A 15,321-nucleotide genomic window follows, 5' to 3' on the forward strand; every position below is an offset into this window, starting at 1 on the left:
CAGATGGGCGCAACACAACACCGCCGTGAGGCGGTTAACGGGTCAACAAGGGGCGTCGGGAAGGTTACTTCACGTAGGCGAGCAGGCTGAGTGAATCGCGAGCCAGCGCTTTGCATTTTTTAGCAGTGGGAATGCCAATACCGCTTAAATCACGGTAGCTGTCTTCACCGAGCGCCTTCATGTCGAAGCTGTCGTAGTTGCTGAGGTCCCATTGGTTCTGCTGGGCAAAAAAGACCAGTGCGCGACGAATTTGCCCATTGGGTAAATTCTGGTAACCACAATCGTTTTTCAGAAAAACAAAAACTGCCGTCAGATCGGCCATATCTTCCGCTTCGTTTTCACTTAGCGCGTAACTGTTCGCACACATCGCCATCAGGCTGGCGAACAAAATTGTTCTGAAAAACGTCTTCATTGCCTTTACCACTGCATCACGGAAAATTAACGTTAGCATACTTGATGCCAGGCCGACGATCTTTATTATTGCCGCCGTGCTTGACCTTCCGGTAAGGGGAGGGTTTATGCTCAAAAGATCGCCTGCTGGAAATAAGGAAATGCACATGCAACGTCGTGATTTTTTAAAATTTTCTGCCGCACTGGGGGTTGCCAGCGCGTTACCTCTCTGGAGCCGCGCCGTTTTTGCCGCCGACAGACCGGCTTTACCCATTCCTGAATTACTCGCCGCAGATGCCCGCAGCCGCATTCAGCTTGTGGTGCAGGCCGGTAAAACCACGTTCGGTCAGCACGCCGCCACGACGTGGGGCTATAACGGCAATCTGCTCGGCCCGGCGTTGCAGTTACGCAAAGGGAAGGCGGTGACGGTAGACATTCATAACACGCTTGCGGAAGAGACCACGCTGCACTGGCACGGGCTGGAAGTCCCGGGCGAAGTGGATGGAGGGCCTCAGGGCATTATCAGGCCTGGTGGTAAACGCAGCGTAACCTTTACTCCGGAACAACGCGCGGCGACCTGCTGGTTCCACCCGCATCAGCATGGCAAAACGGGCCATCAGGTGGCGATGGGGCTGGCCGGCCTGGTGCTGATTGAAGACGATGAAAGCCGCCTGCTGCGCCTGCCAAAACAGTGGGGAATCGACGATGTCCCGGTGATTGTGCAGGACAAAAAATTCAACGCTGACGGGCAAATTGACTATCAGCTGGACGTAATGAGCGCGGCGGTAGGCTGGTTTGGCGAGACACTCCTGACCAACGGCGCGATCTACCCGCAGCATGCCGCGCCAAAAGGCTGGCTGCGCTTACGTCTGCTTAACGGCTGTAACGCCCGCTCGCTGAACTTCGCCACCAGCGATAAACGCCCGCTTTACGTGGTGGCAAGCGACGGCGGCCTGCTGCCGGAGCCGGTGAAGGTGAGCGAGCTGCCGATGCTGATGGGGGAGCGCTTCGAGGTGCTGGTGGACATCAGCGATGGCAAAGCGTTTGACCTGGTGACCCTGCCGGTCAGCCAGATGGGGATGGCCGTTGCGCCGTTTGATAAGCCGCATCCGGTCCTGCGCATTCAGCCGCTACAGATCACCGCCTCCGGTACGCTGCCGGAGACCCTCACCACGCTGCCAGCACTCCCGTCGCTGGACGGGCTTACGCAGCGTAAACTTCAGCTTTCTATGGATCCGATGCTAGACATGATGGGCATGCAGGCGCTGATGAAGAAGTACGGCAATCAGGCCATGGCGGGAATGCATCACGGCCAGATGATGGGCCATATGAATATGGACCACGGTAAAATGGGCGGCATGGATCACGGCGGCCATGGTTTCGATTTCCACAACGCCAACCGCATCAACGGCAAAGCGTTCGATATGAACACGCCCATGTTCGCCGCCACGAAAGGGCAGTTTGAACGCTGGGTTATTTCAGGCGAAGGCGACATGATGCTGCACCCGTTCCATATCCACGGCACGCAGTTCCGTATTCTGTCTGAAAATGGTAAAGCGCCGGAGGCGCATCGTGCGGGCTGGAAAGATACGGTGAGGGTGGAAGGCGGCGTCAGCGAGGTGCTGGTGAAGTTCGACCACGAGGCGCCGAAAGAGTTTGCCTATATGGCCCACTGTCATCTGCTGGAGCATGAAGATACGGGGATGATGCTCGGTTTTACCGTATAAAAAAAGCCAGGTGGCGGCTTCGCCTTACCCGGCTTACATATGGAAATCGTAGGCCCGGTAAGCGCAGCGCCACCGGGCTTTTTTAATTACTTACTTTCATCTGGCAAAGCATACGCGACAATATAGTCGCCCATCTTCGTGCCAAACGAACCGTGACCACCCGCAGAGATGACAACGTACTGCTTGCCATTCACTTCATAGGTCATCGGCGTTGCCTGTCCACCGGCTGGCAGACGGCCTTGCCACAGTTTCTCACCGTTGGTCATGTTGTACGCGCGCAGGTAGTTATCTGCGGTTGCCGCGATGAACAGCACGTTACCGGCGGTGGAGATTGGGCCACCCAGCATTGGCATACCCATATTGAAAGGCACTGGAACAGGCATCGGGAACGGCATGCTGTCCTGTGGCGTACCAATACGTTTCTTCCAGACGATCTTGTTGGTCTTCAGATCCAGACCAGAGATGTAACCCCAGGCAGGCTGTTTACACGGCAGACCGAACGGAGAAAGGAACGGATTCAGGGTCACACCATAAGGAACGCCATACTGCGGCTGGATACCGGCTTCGGTACCGCTGCCTTTCGCATCTTTCGGCTGCTCCATTGGGTTACCCGGACCACGAGGGATCAGGCGGGAAACGAACGGCAGCGCCATTGGGTTAGCGATGGCGACCTGACGGTTAGGGTCAACGGAGATCCCACCCCATTCGAACATCCCCAGGTTACCCGGGAAGACCAGCGTACCCTGCTCTGACGGCGGGGTGAAAATCCCTTCGTAGCGCAGCTGGTGGAACATCACGCGGCATACCAGCTGGTCAAACATGGTGGCACCCCACATGTCTGCACCGCTGAGATCTTTCTTCGGACGGAAGCTCAGGTCAGAGAACGGCTGCGTTTTGGTGACGTAGTCGCCTTTGGCCGCACCCTGCGGAACCGGTTTTTCCGGCGCAGGAACAACCAGCTTACCGTTGCTACGATCAAGCACGAAGATGTTACCGGTTTTCGCCGGGGCGTAAATCACCGGTACGGTTTTACCGTTAACGGTAATGTCCGCCAGCGTCGGCTGGGACGGCATATCCATATCCCACAGATCGTGGTGAACGGTCTGGTAGCTCCATGCCAGTTTACCGGTCGTTGCGTTCAGCGCCACGATGGAGCTGGCGTAACGTTCCTGCTCCGGCGTACGGTTACCGCCCCAGATATCCGGCGTGGTCACGCCCATCGGCAGATAGACCAGGTCCAGCTTCGCGTCATACGCTGCCGGTGCCCAGGAGTTCGGTGAGTTAAAGGTAAAGGTGTGTTCATCCGATGGGATCGCGTTAGGATCTTTCGCGCCCGGGTCGAAGGCCCACAGCAGTTTACCGGTGTTCACGTCGAAACCACGGATAACGCCGGAGGTTTCACGGGTAGAGAAGTTATCCGTTACCGAACCGGCAATCACGATGGTTTTATCGGTGATGATTGGCGGGGAGGTCGGCTCATACAGGCCCGGCGTGGTGTCCGGCATGTTGGTCTGAAGATTCAGAATGCCTTTATTGGCGAAGGTTTCGCACAGCTTGCCGGTCTCAGCGTTAATGGCAAACAGGCGGCCATCGTTCACCGGCAGCATAATGCGGCGAGGACAGTCGGCAATGACTTCCGGGCTGGCATTATCGGCGCGCGCTTCGTGGTAAGAGACGCCGCGGCAGGTAATGTGCTGGAACGACGGGTTGGAGTTCAGCTGTGGATCAAAGTGCCATTTCTCTTTACCGGTAGCCGCGTCGAGCGCGAACAGACGCTGGTGCGCCGTACACAGGTAGAGCATGTTGCCCACTTTAATCGGGGTCACTTCGTTGGTCAGCTCACCCGGATCGTTTGGCATCTTCAGGTCGCCGGTACGGAATACCCAGGCTTCCTTCAGGTTTTTCACGTTGTCCGCGTTGATCTGCTTCAGCGGGGAGTAGCGTTGACCTTCCTGGTTACGACCATAAGCAGGCCAGTCACCGTCCGCCACCTGCGAAATAGCCGCAGCCGGCGTGGATTCCGCGTTCAGCGTACCGTTGATCTCCTGCGGGTCGTTAAAACCGGCCCAGGTCAGGATGCCGCCACTAATCAGCAGGGCAACGACCAGACCGGCCACGGCGCCACTGGAAGGGACGATCAGACGACGCCAAACAAACGGCAGGATCAGCCAGATACCGAAGAAGACCAGAATGTCGCTGCGCGGCGTCAACGCCCAGAAGTCGAACCCGACTTCCCAGACGCCCCAGATCATGGTTGCGAGCAGTAACGCTGCGTACAGCCACAGAGCAGATTGTTTTCTGCGTAAAAGCAGGACGGTTACGCCAACCATAACCAGACCCGCAATCGGGTAGTACCAGGAGCCGCCAATCGCGACCAGCCATACGCCACCGATTAACAAATACAGCGCGCAGAACGCGGCAAACGCGGCTGTTAATGTCACCAGTAGACGCGGCTGTTTAGTTTTTGTTTCAGCCATAGAAAAGTACTCGTCAGTTTTGTTAATTATTTGCTAGCAATTAATTATAGGTATTAACAACTGTGATCGGAATCACAAATATTGCTTTTTATAACTCATACGCCAGGCTTATCCAATTACTGGTATAATGGCTGGCTTGCGTATCGATGCCGGAGCGAGAGTCATCCGCATTGAGAGATTTTCACTAAAATCATTTGGTTAGTAATATGAAACATACTGTTGAAGTGATGATCCCGGAAGCCGAGATCAAAGCGCGTATCGCCGAACTGGGTCGTCAAATCACCGAACATTACAAGGACAGCGGCAGCGAAATGGTGCTGGTCGGTCTGTTGCGTGGCTCTTTCATGTTCATGGCAGACCTGTGCCGTGAAGTGCAGGTGCCGCACGAGGTCGATTTTATGACCGCCTCCAGCTACGGCAGCGGCATGTCCACAACCCGTGATGTGAAAATCCTGAAAGATCTGGATGAAGATATTCGTGGCAAAGATGTGTTGATTGTTGAGGACATCATCGACTCCGGCAACACGCTCTCTAAAGTGCGTGAGATCCTGAGCCTGCGTGAACCAAAATCACTGGCGATTTGTACTCTGCTGGATAAGCCTGAGCGCCGTGAAGTGCAGGTGCCGGTGGAGTTCGTTGGTTTCTCCATCCCGGACGAATTCGTGGTGGGTTACGGCATTGATTACGCACAGCGTTATCGCCATCTGCCGTATGTTGGGAAAGTAGTGATTCTGGACGAATAATTGCGGGCTGATGCCCTCACCCCAGCCCTCTCCCACAGGGAGAGGGTGAAAACCCCCGGCTTTGTTATTTATGGTTAACGTGCTTAAGCTTGAGGTTGGCAATTCCCGAGCGGTAACGCTGTTCCAGCGTTTCGCGGTTGGTGGCGGTCACTTCCAGATTGCGTAGCAGGCCGTCGTGAATACCGTACGCCCAGCCGTGGATGGAGACCTTCTGTCCGCGTTTCCAGGCAGACTGCATAATCGTCGAGTGGCCCAGGTTATAGACCTGCTCCATCACGTTCAGCTCACACAGCGTGTCGAGACGGCGCTCCTGCGGCATTTCGCCCAGCAGTGAGCTATGTTTGAACCAGATATCACGGATGTGCAGCAGCCAGTTATCGATTAACCCCAGCTCTGTATTTTCGACCGCCGCCTGTACGCCGCCGCAGCCGTAGTGGCCACAAATAATGATGTGCTCAACCTCCAGAACGTCAACGGCATACTGAACAACCGAAAGGCAGTTGAGATCGGTATGAATAACGAGGTTAGCCACATTGCGGTGAACAAACAGTTCGCCCGGTTCAAGACCGGTCAGACGTTCGGCGGGGACGCGGCTGTCGGAACATCCAATCCAGAGAAAGCGCGGGTTCTGCGCCTGTGCCAGTTTTCCAAAAAATCCGGGGTCTTCCTCCACCAGCATTTTTGACCATAGTGCATTGTTGCTGATGAGTGTATCTATGTCGTTCATGGAGGTTAGCGACCTGTAACCAAGTGATTGCGTTGCGCTACTATAGGGTAACCCGACTTTTAATGAAACCACACAACGTGTGTCAGAACTTAAGGTAAGTTGAATTCATGGCGATTGCACTGGAGCTTGAACAGCTCAAAAAAACCTACCCGGGGGGCGTCCAGGCGCTGCGCGGGATAGATCTTAAAGTCGAAGCGGGAGATTTCTACGCGCTTCTGGGGCCGAACGGGGCGGGAAAATCGACCACCATCGGGATTATCAGCTCGCTGGTCAATAAAACCTCGGGCCGCGTCAGCGTGTTTGGCTACGACCTGCAAAAAGACGTGGTCAACGCCAAGCGCCAGCTGGGGCTGGTGCCGCAGGAGTTCAACTTCAACCCGTTCGAGACGGTACAGCAGATTGTTGTTAACCAGGCGGGTTACTATGGCGTTGAGCGCAAAGAAGCGCTGGAGCGCAGCGAAAAGTATCTCAAACAGCTTGACCTGTGGGAGAAGCGTAACGAGCGCGCGCGGATGTTGTCCGGGGGGATGAAGCGCCGCCTGATGATTGCTCGCGCGCTGATGCACGAGCCAAAGCTGCTCATTCTTGATGAACCGACCGCTGGCGTGGATATTGAACTGCGTCGTTCCATGTGGGGCTTCTTGAAGGATCTGAACGACAAAGGCACCACCATCATCCTGACCACACACTACCTGGAAGAGGCAGAGATGCTGTGCCGCAACATCGGCATCATTCAGCACGGCGAGCTGGTGGAAAACACCTCGATGAAGAACCTGCTCTCCAAGCTAAAATCAGAGACCTTTATCCTCGATCTGGCGGCGAAAAGCGCCCTGCCGAAGCTGGAGGGGTATAACTATCGCCTGGTCGATACCTCGACGCTGGAGGTAGAAGTGCTGCGCGAGCAGGGAATCAACAGCGTGTTCTCCCAGTTGAGCGCGCAGGGCGTTCAGGTATTAAGCATGCGTAACAAAGCGAACCGACTGGAAGAGCTGTTTGTCTCTCTGGTGCACGATAAACAAGGAGACAAGGCATGACGCATCTTTACTGGGTCGCGCTGAAAAGCATCTGGGCGAAAGAGATTAACCGCTTTATGCGCATCTGGGTGCAAACCCTGGTGCCGCCGGTGATCACCATGACGCTCTACTTCATCATTTTCGGCAACCTGATTGGCTCCCGCATTGGTGAGATGCACGGCTTTACCTATATGCAGTTTATCGTGCCGGGCCTGATCATGATGGCAGTGATCACCAACGCTTACGCGAACGTGGCATCCTCATTCTTCAGCGCCAAGTTCCAGCGCAACATTGAAGAGCTGCTGGTGGCGCCAGTGCCGACGCACGTCATTATCGCCGGTTACGTGGGCGGTGGCGTGGCGCGCGGGCTGTGCGTGGGTATTCTGGTGACGGCGATTTCGCTGTTCTTCGTGCCGTTCCAGGTGCACTCGTGGCTATTCGTCGCGCTCACGTTATTGCTTACTGCGATCCTGTTCTCACTGGCCGGTTTGCTGAACGCCGTGTTCGCCAAAACGTTCGATGACATCAGCCTGATCCCGACCTTTGTGCTGACGCCGCTAACCTATCTGGGCGGGGTGTTCTACTCCCTGACGCTGCTGCCGCCGTTCTGGCAGGCGCTGTCGCACCTGAACCCGATTGTCTATATGATCAGCGGCTTCCGCTTTGGTTTCCTCGGCATTACCGATGTCCCGCTGTTCACCACCGTTGTGGTGCTGGCGGTATTTATCGTGGCGTTCTATGTGCTGTGCTGGTATCTGATCCAGCGTGGACGTGGGCTGCGTAGCTAATCTTCTGCCCGGCGACGTTCTGTTTGCCGGGCACTTTCTTTGACAGTTATCACCGTAAACTAACCTTCACCTGGATAAACTACTCGCCTGCTAAGGAGAGACGTTATGCTGGGATGGGTTATCACCTGCCACGATGAAGAGGCACAGGAAATGCTCCTGAAGCTGGAGGCCCGATTTGGCCCTCTGGCGCAATGTCGTGCGGTAAATTACTGGCGAGGGCTGAGCACCAATATGCTAAGCCGGATGATGTGCGACGCGCTGCATGAAACCGACACCGGTGATGGCGTGATTTTTCTCACCGACAGATCGGGCGCGGCGCCTTACCGTTCAGCGGCGTTAATGAGCCATAAGCATGATAACTGTGAAGTGATCTCCGGTATCAGCCTGCCTTTACTCGAAGCGATGTATCCGCTGCGCGCAACGTTGAGCAGCGCTGAGTTTCGTCACGCCATTGTGGCGCAGGGCTCGCCGGGCGTGAGCAGCCTGTGGCACCAGCAGCAGAAGAATCCGCCTTTCGTTTTGCTTCACGATCTGTATAAGCATTAAACATTGGTATTGATGTCGCTTTTGCTACAATGGCGACTGATTTTCCGTATCGATTTATATCCCATGCTCATGCGCGTTATCTTTATCCTTCTGCTACTGATTTCCGGTGGTGCGTCTGCCAGCCTGACCAGTCAGCAAGGCCTTCCTGCCCAATATATGCAAACCACCGAAGATGCGGCCATCTGGGCGCAGGTGGGAAATGCTGTCGTGAACGTGGGCAATGTCCGCGCCGGGCAGATCCTCGCCGTCTTTCCGGCCGCGGCGGATTACTATGAATTTCGTTTCGGATTCGGTACGGGGTTTATTGATAAAGAGCACCTGGAAAAAGTGCAGGGTAAGCAACGCGTCGAGGATAGTCTGGGCGATCTGAACAAGCCGCTCAGCAATCAAAACCTCATCACCTGGAAAGACACGCCGGTGTATAACGCCCCCAGCAGCGGAAGCGCGCCCTTTGGCACCTTAAGCGCCAATCTTCGTTATCCGATTCTGAATAAGCTGAAAGATCGCCTGAACCAGACCTGGTTTCAAATTCGCATCGGCAATCGTCTGGCGTGGATCAGCAGCCTGGATGCACAGGAAGATAACGGACTGCCGGTTCTGACCTACCACCATATCCTGCGTGATGAAGAGAACACCCGTTTTCGACATACCTCCACGACAACCAGCGTACGTGCGTTTAATAATCAGATGGCCTGGTTACGCGATCAAGGCTATACCACGCTGACGATGTACCAGCTTGAAGGGTACGTACGTAACAAGATGAATCTGCCCGCGAAAGCGGTGGTGATCACTTTTGATGATGGCCTGAAATCGGTGAGCCGCTACGCGTATCCGGTGCTGAAAGAGTATGGCTTCAACGCGACGGCGTTTATTATCTCATCCCGTATCAAAGGTCACCCTCAGAAGTGGGATCCCCGATCGCTACAGTTTATGAGCGTTCAGGAAATCAAGGCCATCCAGGATGTGTTCGACATTCAGTCTCACACCCACTTCCTGCATCGCATTGATGGGTATAAACACCCCATCTTATTGAGCCGCAGCTATCACGTGATCCTGTTCGATTTTGAACGCTCACGGCGTGCACTGGCGCAGTTCAACCCGCGCGTGCTGTATGTTTCGTACCCGTTTGGCGGGTATGACAATAAAGCGATTAAAGCCGCGAATGATGCCGGTTTTCATCTGGCGGTGACAACGGTGAAAGGGAAGGTGAAGCCGGGGGATAATCCGTTCTTACTGAAGCGGCTGTATATTCTAAGAACGGATTCGCTGGAGACGATGTCGCGGCTGATCAGCAATCAGCCGCAGGGGTAGGGGTCAATCGTAAGAAAGGGTGAACACGCCAGTGGCTTTAAACGAGCCCGGCTTCACCGTGCTTCCATTAGCTACCAGCTGGGCAACATAATCAATTTGCTTTGAACCCGGCGTGTAATAGTCCGTTACGACATAGGTTGAGTTAGGATTATTCGGCATAAGCTGGGACGTCCCGTTATACATTATTCTCACACCTGCCCCCTCAGCTCCGGACGACAATGTGTTACCAAGAAGGTCATTATTAGTTCCGGTCAATTTTGTCGTGGTCAGTTTGGTTGTGAAGTTTGCCACGCTGGTGCAGTTATCCAGCCTTATGGAAAAAGGGACATCCTTGATCCGATTGTTTTTGATATCTGAGACATAATATTCTCCCAGGTCAACATCGTTAGTCCCATCCGAAAGCATGGCAATGTCGCAGGTAGGAAGAACGATAGGGATCTGGAATGAGTTCTCATTGACCATAAATGTCCATGGCCGGTTGTTAGTGTCATTTGGATCGCCAATCGACATTTTTCCCAAAGTCCCTGGTTTGGGTTTGATGAAGGTTTCTTTATTCGGGTTACCTTGATAGCCATCATCAATAAAAATATGAACTGAGGTATTAATCCATTTTCCATCCCAGGGGTCAGCATTATCGGAATGAGAAACCATGGCCCAGCCGGTGGTATTCGTTCCGAAATAGGCCCCCATGCCACCATCGCTTTCGGCAGTGTGAACCCTCACGGAATAATGAATACCGGGAATATTCGTTTCAAACATGGCCTCGCCATAATGGCTCCCCACGAACACGGACGGGTCTGTTTGCGACATGAGGTTATAGCCATCGTTTCCTGGACCACAGTCGGCCTGAATGCCCGGCGTGAGGTTAACGTTAAAAAGGGCGCTGATGTAGTTTCCCGGTGGTGGAAGGCGGATGGGGCCGCCCGAATACTCGGGGTTGATCAGGGTAGTGGTGCCGCCATTCCCATCGTTCATTCGGCACTCCCTTGCCCAGCCTGTCTGGCTAAGGGATAACAACAAGCTCACCATGGCAAACGCCATTGGGCCTTTAAAAGTTAAACCCTTTCTGAAAGCGTTGAACATTCTCATCCTTTTCCTGTTCTGGTTATTATTCGTAAGTGACGTCAACCCGTACTTTACTGGTGACGATACCGCCAGCCACTACGCCAGTGTTCTGATAGCGGGCATAGAACTGATAATCCGTTAAAAATGCAGTACCCTGGTCGCTCACGTCATAAATGACTTTTGACGTACCGTCGTTGTTTAACACATTCGTTTTATATTTCTCAGAGAAAAGGACGACGCCAACATTTTTGGCTGCCCCAGCTGCTGTCTCTTCACTTCTGAATACCTGGTTTTGCCCCGGCCAGAATCCTGATTGTGGCGAGAAGCTAAAATTCAGCTTTTTAGCGGTGCTGCTGTCTCCGTAGCAATCATCAACATGGATCTTAAAAGGGGTGCCGCCTGCATCATCGGTAGCCGTATAGCGATCGCTACCATCAGCGTTATAAAACCAATTCCGCATCACGTTGGGGAGATAGATCTCTCCGCCATTCTCAACGCTTAACTTACAGGTGCTATTAACAATATTGGCCGTAAGATTGACGTCGAGCCCAGAGCCTGCCTGGCTTACGCCCGGCAGGATGTTACCAGCCAGGCCCATTAGCAACACAAGACCGGGCTGGTATAAAGTAAACGGTGATTGTTGCATGATGGTTCCTGGAATTATGGGTAGGTGATAGTGAAGGTTACCGGTGCGGTAACGGCACCTGCGCCAACATCAGCAATCTTTTTGTCTTTCGCAATCACAATGCGTGAATTCATCGGGAATTCCCTTGCACCGTCAGCAATAGTGACTTCCGGTGCCGCCGGAGGTCTTTTGCAGCTCAGCATTACGCCCGTATCGACAGACCCTGACCAAATTTCGAAGCCAGTTGATAACCCTGCGGCATAAGAATCTCCGTCCGTATTCGGACCCGAGCATCCGTTACCAGCACCAGTAATACCACTCGCCGCGGATACCGTCGCCTTGCTTACCCCAGAACAGTTTGTAAAGGCAATTTTTAACGGCTCGACACGGGTTTTATTCACCAGATCGGACTTATATACGTCGCCAAAGGCAATCTCACTGGATGCAGTCCCTGCACCGTTAAGCACTTTTGCTGTACACGTGCCCGATACGACTTTTGTTTTAATCGTCAGTTCGACGCTGCTGGTACCTGTAATTGCTGCACTTGCCATTCCAGAGAACAGAAGGGCAGAAACGGACAGGGCGATAAAAGTTGATTTCATTTTCATAATGTTGCTCCGTTTTCCTGCACCAATCACTCGTAGCTGAATTCAAAGGTTGCTACGGATTGAAAATCGCCAATAGTCATGCTGTTTTCTTTGGTTTCACGTAATGTGGCTACCAGATTAACTTCCTTATTCTGGATTTCTGATGGGCTCCAGACCAGGCGTTCTGCATCCAGGGTAGAGTTAACGATAAAGGGCGCATCCGGAGCATCCGCTCTGGCAATTTCGGCAGCAGAAAAATCAGCGCCGCCGTTAGTTTTTGCTATCTGGTTAACAAGGCCGCTCGCCAAATAACCTGATTTAGTTCCTTTTACGGTTGTTTTTAATGAGGTCAGCGACGCCGGGCATTCAACCATCACGATTTTGAAAGCGGCATTCGCCGTTCCGGCTTTGACATCATCCAAACGCACCTGACCGTTAGTACCGAGAGTCAGCGTTTGCTGCGTATCTGAACCTTCACCGCCAACCAGCTTCATATCGCAGGTGGTTTCGCGAATATTGGCCGTGAAATTAACATTCAGATCGGTTGCCGCAGCATGTCCTGTCATTGCTAACATTGCTAATGCGATTAATGAATAACCGCAACGTTGTTTCTTCATATTATTTCCCATGGGTGTAATTCCCTGTTGTAAATATCATTACATTAGGCACTGCTGATTACTCAGAAGGGTTGTGAGACCCGCTTTTTTCGCATTCGCTGGGATCTGATAATGTACGGTGCAAGAACTGGTGCTATCGCTGCCCCATACCACTCGCAAGACACCTTTATCTTCCACACCGCGTACATACGCTTGCCCAGCTTGTCCTACTGTTCCAATTGGTTCATTCTTCTCGTTCAGCACATCTGCGCCCAGCGGAATAAAGCCCTTATCAGAACGTTGTAATTCCAGAACAAGCGAACGGCCTTCATCTGTTTCAAAATTTACTAATACAACGGAGCCATTACGCGGCACAGCAACTGCACTTGTGTTTTTAATTTCGACATCCGCTTCGAGAGTGCTGATATCAATTGAAACCCGGTTTTCTCTGTAGGCGGACATATACGGCATAATGCCGTACCCGGAGCTATCAATACGGCTCTGGCCATAACCCAGGCGAGCCCCCGTCGCGCCACTCGCTTTCACCAGCGCCAGTGAATCCGTTTCGCCGATACTGCCTGGCGTAAATACAACGCCACCTGAGTGAACAACCATCCCACCGTTGTAACTCGCAGAATATTGCTTACTGTTGTCATCACCAAAGGACGCCGAGACACCGAGCGGGCCGTAAGGACTGTTCCATGAGCTAAAACCGCTGATCTGGTTGAGATTGCCGTAATTTCCACCACTTGAAGAGGCGCTAACGGAGTAACTGACGTCACTGTTTTTGGTGTTACCGCTCGCCGTAGAGTTGAAGCTGGTACCGCCTTTCAAATCTGAGCGCAGGCTCATGTTGACGTTGTTAAACCCGCCTGACTGCGTATGGTCTTTATCAAAAACGCTGAACGGGACGCTGAGGTTGACGTATACGCTGTCATCCTTCTCACCCGATTCGTTATAGGTACGCTGGAGTGAAACGCTATAGCTGCCGTACGCGAAACTATTGTTGTAGCCCAGGCTGTAGTCAGAAGTTGAACTGCTATCGTTCCAGTAATCCTCCCAGGTGCCGCTAATATAGAGAGAACCGTATTCCTCACCGCTTACATTTAACGGCTGGTTAAGACTGACCTGAACCTGGTTTTTTGTACGCTGATAGTCAGCATACAGTTGCGCATTGCTTTCATAGGAACGGTTACCGTATTCCTGATGATGGATACTGTCCTGCAAAGAGGCGGCATCATTCAGGCTAAGGTAATCCTCGGTTGAGAAGCGATAGGCTGCCACGTTCAGGGAGGTGTTAGTCGCTTCCAACATTTTGCTGTAGGTCAGCCGGTAACTTTGTCCTTTAAGCGTGTCGAGCCCATCGATGTCGGCATAAGACTGCGTCACGTCGAATGCAAATGCACCAATACGGGTGTTCATTGCCAGGCCAAGCAGGCCGGCATAGAAATCCATATCTGTATATTGCGCGCCAACGTAGCCGGTAAAGGTATTATTCAGGCCATACGCATAGGTCGCATAACCGACTTTGGGTTTGTCATGCAGTGAATCATCATTCAGCTCGCCTAAACCGACATCCCACCGGCTGGAACCCGGGCGGAGCATTTGCGTTACCGAGGAGAACGGAACGGTAAACGTCCGTTTACTTCCATCAGCTTCTTCTACGGTAACAATCAAATCATTGCCATAGCCTGTCGTACTAAGGTCATTGATCTCAAAAGCACCCGGTGGAACGGTCGTTTCATAAATCTTGTTACCGCTTTGCATTACGCTAACTTTAGCGTTGCTGTTTGCCACGCCACGAATCACGGGCGCATAACCAGTAGCGCCTTGTGGGAGCATGCGGTCATCGTTAAACATACGCGTACCACGCAGGCTCACCGAGTCAAAGATATCGCCGCGGGTATAGGAATCACCCAAAACCATCTGTGCGTTAAGCGGTGTAATGTCTCGCTGAAGATAGATATCCTGGCTTGAATAGTGCGAACCGTTATCGCTGTCCCAGTTCATGCTGCCGCGAGAACGTAAACGCCACGCACCCATGTTCAGGCCATAGCGCAGCCCTGCATATGCAGTATCCGAGTTTGTTCCGTTAGATTCGCTGTGCCAGGTATTGAGATCGTATGAGAGCAATCCAGCGGTAACGCCGTCATCCCATAAAGAGGGATCGACATACCCTGCCGGGAGTTTAGGCACATAGATCTGCGGGAAGTTGAGATCCATTTCCTGCTTACTACTATCAAAACTCTCAGATGCGCCGGGATAATATTTCTTTATATCCACACAGGCTGCTTCATCCTTCTTGATGTCATCACCTAATTTGCTGGTATCTATACCTGATTGAGACAAGATGAGTTTTGTCAGACATGCTGAGGCGCGAGGCGTTTTATTATCAATGAATGTCATCTCAACCGTGGATTTTGAATTGCCATTCAAATTCACTTTTACACGGTAGGTGCCCGGCAATACCGGGTTGCCGTAAGCGTAACGCTCAACGTTGATACTTCCACCATTAGCGATAAGGAACTGGTCATTAAATTCAATGGCCGATTCTGATTCGGAAGCGGTGTCTACATTATTTTTTCCATTCTCGCTGGCGTGCAGCGGTAGTGCTGCACAGATAGCGAGGCATAAAAGTGAACGTTGAAATAGCATGCTTCATCCAGACAAGTCGCCGTTCGAATGCTTCACAACATTCAAACGTTTTATTTTTATAATGTGGCGGT

14 protein-coding genes are annotated in these 15,321 nt (G+C 52.7%); 6 read left to right on the forward strand and 8 right to left on the reverse strand.

Features of this window, described 5'->3' with window-relative positions; translation table 11 throughout:
- Positions 1–64: 64 nt before the first annotated feature.
- The gene (locus RS584_RS03835; RefSeq protein ID WP_003856306.1) at positions 65–412 is read right to left on the reverse strand and encodes a YacC family pilotin-like protein; all 348 of its coding nucleotides are present in this window, start codon (positions 410–412) and stop codon (positions 65–67) included.
- 145 nt (positions 413–557) lie between these two features.
- Here RS584_RS03835 and cueO point away from each other — a divergent pair, with 145 nt between their 5' ends.
- Positions 558–2,117, forward strand: a complete 1,560-nt coding sequence (gene cueO / locus RS584_RS03840; protein WP_315748964.1) for a multicopper oxidase CueO — start codon at positions 558–560, stop codon at positions 2,115–2,117.
- An 86-nt stretch (positions 2,118–2,203) separates the two neighbouring features.
- On the opposite strand, the gene RS584_RS03845 is transcribed toward cueO, so the two are convergent.
- Complete coding sequence (locus RS584_RS03845) at positions 2,204–4,594, reverse strand: glucose/quinate/shikimate family membrane-bound PQQ-dependent dehydrogenase (RefSeq protein ID WP_315748965.1); 2,391 nt, start codon at positions 4,592–4,594, stop codon at positions 2,204–2,206.
- Between the two features lie 206 nt (positions 4,595–4,800).
- Here RS584_RS03845 and hpt point away from each other — a divergent pair, with 206 nt between their 5' ends.
- Positions 4,801–5,337 (forward strand): hypoxanthine phosphoribosyltransferase, encoded by a 537-nt coding sequence (gene hpt / locus RS584_RS03850; protein WP_003856303.1) that lies wholly within the window; start codon positions 4,801–4,803, stop codon positions 5,335–5,337.
- Between the two features lie 64 nt (positions 5,338–5,401).
- Here hpt and can read toward each other — a convergent pair whose 3' ends face one another.
- Positions 5,402–6,064, reverse strand: coding sequence for a carbonate dehydratase (can, locus tag RS584_RS03855; RefSeq protein WP_003856301.1), 663 nt, complete (start codon positions 6,062–6,064; stop codon positions 5,402–5,404).
- A gap of 107 nt (positions 6,065–6,171) precedes the next feature.
- Between can and RS584_RS03860 the strand changes: the two genes are divergently transcribed.
- From RS584_RS03860 to RS584_RS03875, 4 genes are all read left to right on the forward strand, one after another.
- The gene (locus tag RS584_RS03860) at positions 6,172–7,098 is read left to right on the forward strand and encodes an ABC transporter ATP-binding protein (protein WP_017383763.1); all 927 of its coding nucleotides are present in this window, start codon (positions 6,172–6,174) and stop codon (positions 7,096–7,098) included.
- Complete coding sequence (locus RS584_RS03865; protein ID WP_315748966.1) at positions 7,095–7,865, forward strand: ABC transporter permease; 771 nt, start codon at positions 7,095–7,097, stop codon at positions 7,863–7,865. Before RS584_RS03860 ends, RS584_RS03865 begins: the two co-directional genes overlap by 4 nt.
- 105 nt (positions 7,866–7,970) lie before the next feature.
- Positions 7,971–8,411: a PTS sugar transporter subunit IIA gene (locus tag RS584_RS03870; protein WP_015572698.1), complete on the forward strand. Its 441-nt coding sequence runs from the start codon at positions 7,971–7,973 to the stop codon at positions 8,409–8,411.
- Positions 8,412–8,474: 63 nt separating this feature from the next.
- The gene (locus tag RS584_RS03875) at positions 8,475–9,722 is read left to right on the forward strand and encodes a polysaccharide deacetylase family protein (RefSeq protein ID WP_315749916.1); all 1,248 of its coding nucleotides are present in this window, start codon (positions 8,475–8,477) and stop codon (positions 9,720–9,722) included.
- Between the two features lie 3 nt (positions 9,723–9,725).
- On the opposite strand, the gene RS584_RS03880 is transcribed toward RS584_RS03875, so the two are convergent.
- The 5 genes from RS584_RS03880 to RS584_RS03900 all read right to left on the reverse strand — a co-directional run bounded on the left by RS584_RS03880 (position 9,726) and on the right by RS584_RS03900 (position 15,250).
- The gene (locus RS584_RS03880; protein WP_162268514.1) at positions 9,726–10,697 is read right to left on the reverse strand and encodes a fimbrial protein; all 972 of its coding nucleotides are present in this window, start codon (positions 10,695–10,697) and stop codon (positions 9,726–9,728) included.
- Between the two features lie 133 nt (positions 10,698–10,830).
- Complete coding sequence (locus tag RS584_RS03885) at positions 10,831–11,433, reverse strand: fimbrial-like protein (protein WP_315748967.1); 603 nt, start codon at positions 11,431–11,433, stop codon at positions 10,831–10,833.
- A 14-nt stretch (positions 11,434–11,447) separates the two neighbouring features.
- Positions 11,448–12,020, reverse strand: a complete 573-nt coding sequence (locus RS584_RS03890) for a fimbrial protein (RefSeq protein WP_315748968.1) — start codon at positions 12,018–12,020, stop codon at positions 11,448–11,450.
- A 26-nt stretch (positions 12,021–12,046) separates the two neighbouring features.
- Positions 12,047–12,616 (reverse strand): fimbrial protein, encoded by a 570-nt coding sequence (locus RS584_RS03895; RefSeq protein WP_032671536.1) that lies wholly within the window; start codon positions 12,614–12,616, stop codon positions 12,047–12,049.
- A 39-nt stretch (positions 12,617–12,655) separates the two neighbouring features.
- Positions 12,656–15,250, reverse strand: coding sequence for an outer membrane usher protein (locus tag RS584_RS03900; RefSeq protein WP_315748969.1), 2,595 nt, complete (start codon positions 15,248–15,250; stop codon positions 12,656–12,658).
- Between the last annotated feature and the right edge of the window lie 71 nt (positions 15,251–15,321).

This window comes from Enterobacter sp. DTU_2021_1002640_1_SI_PRY_ASU_LCPMC_013, assembly GCF_032389435.1.
Classification (GTDB): Bacteria; Pseudomonadota; Gammaproteobacteria; order Enterobacterales; family Enterobacteriaceae; genus Enterobacter; species Enterobacter hormaechei_C.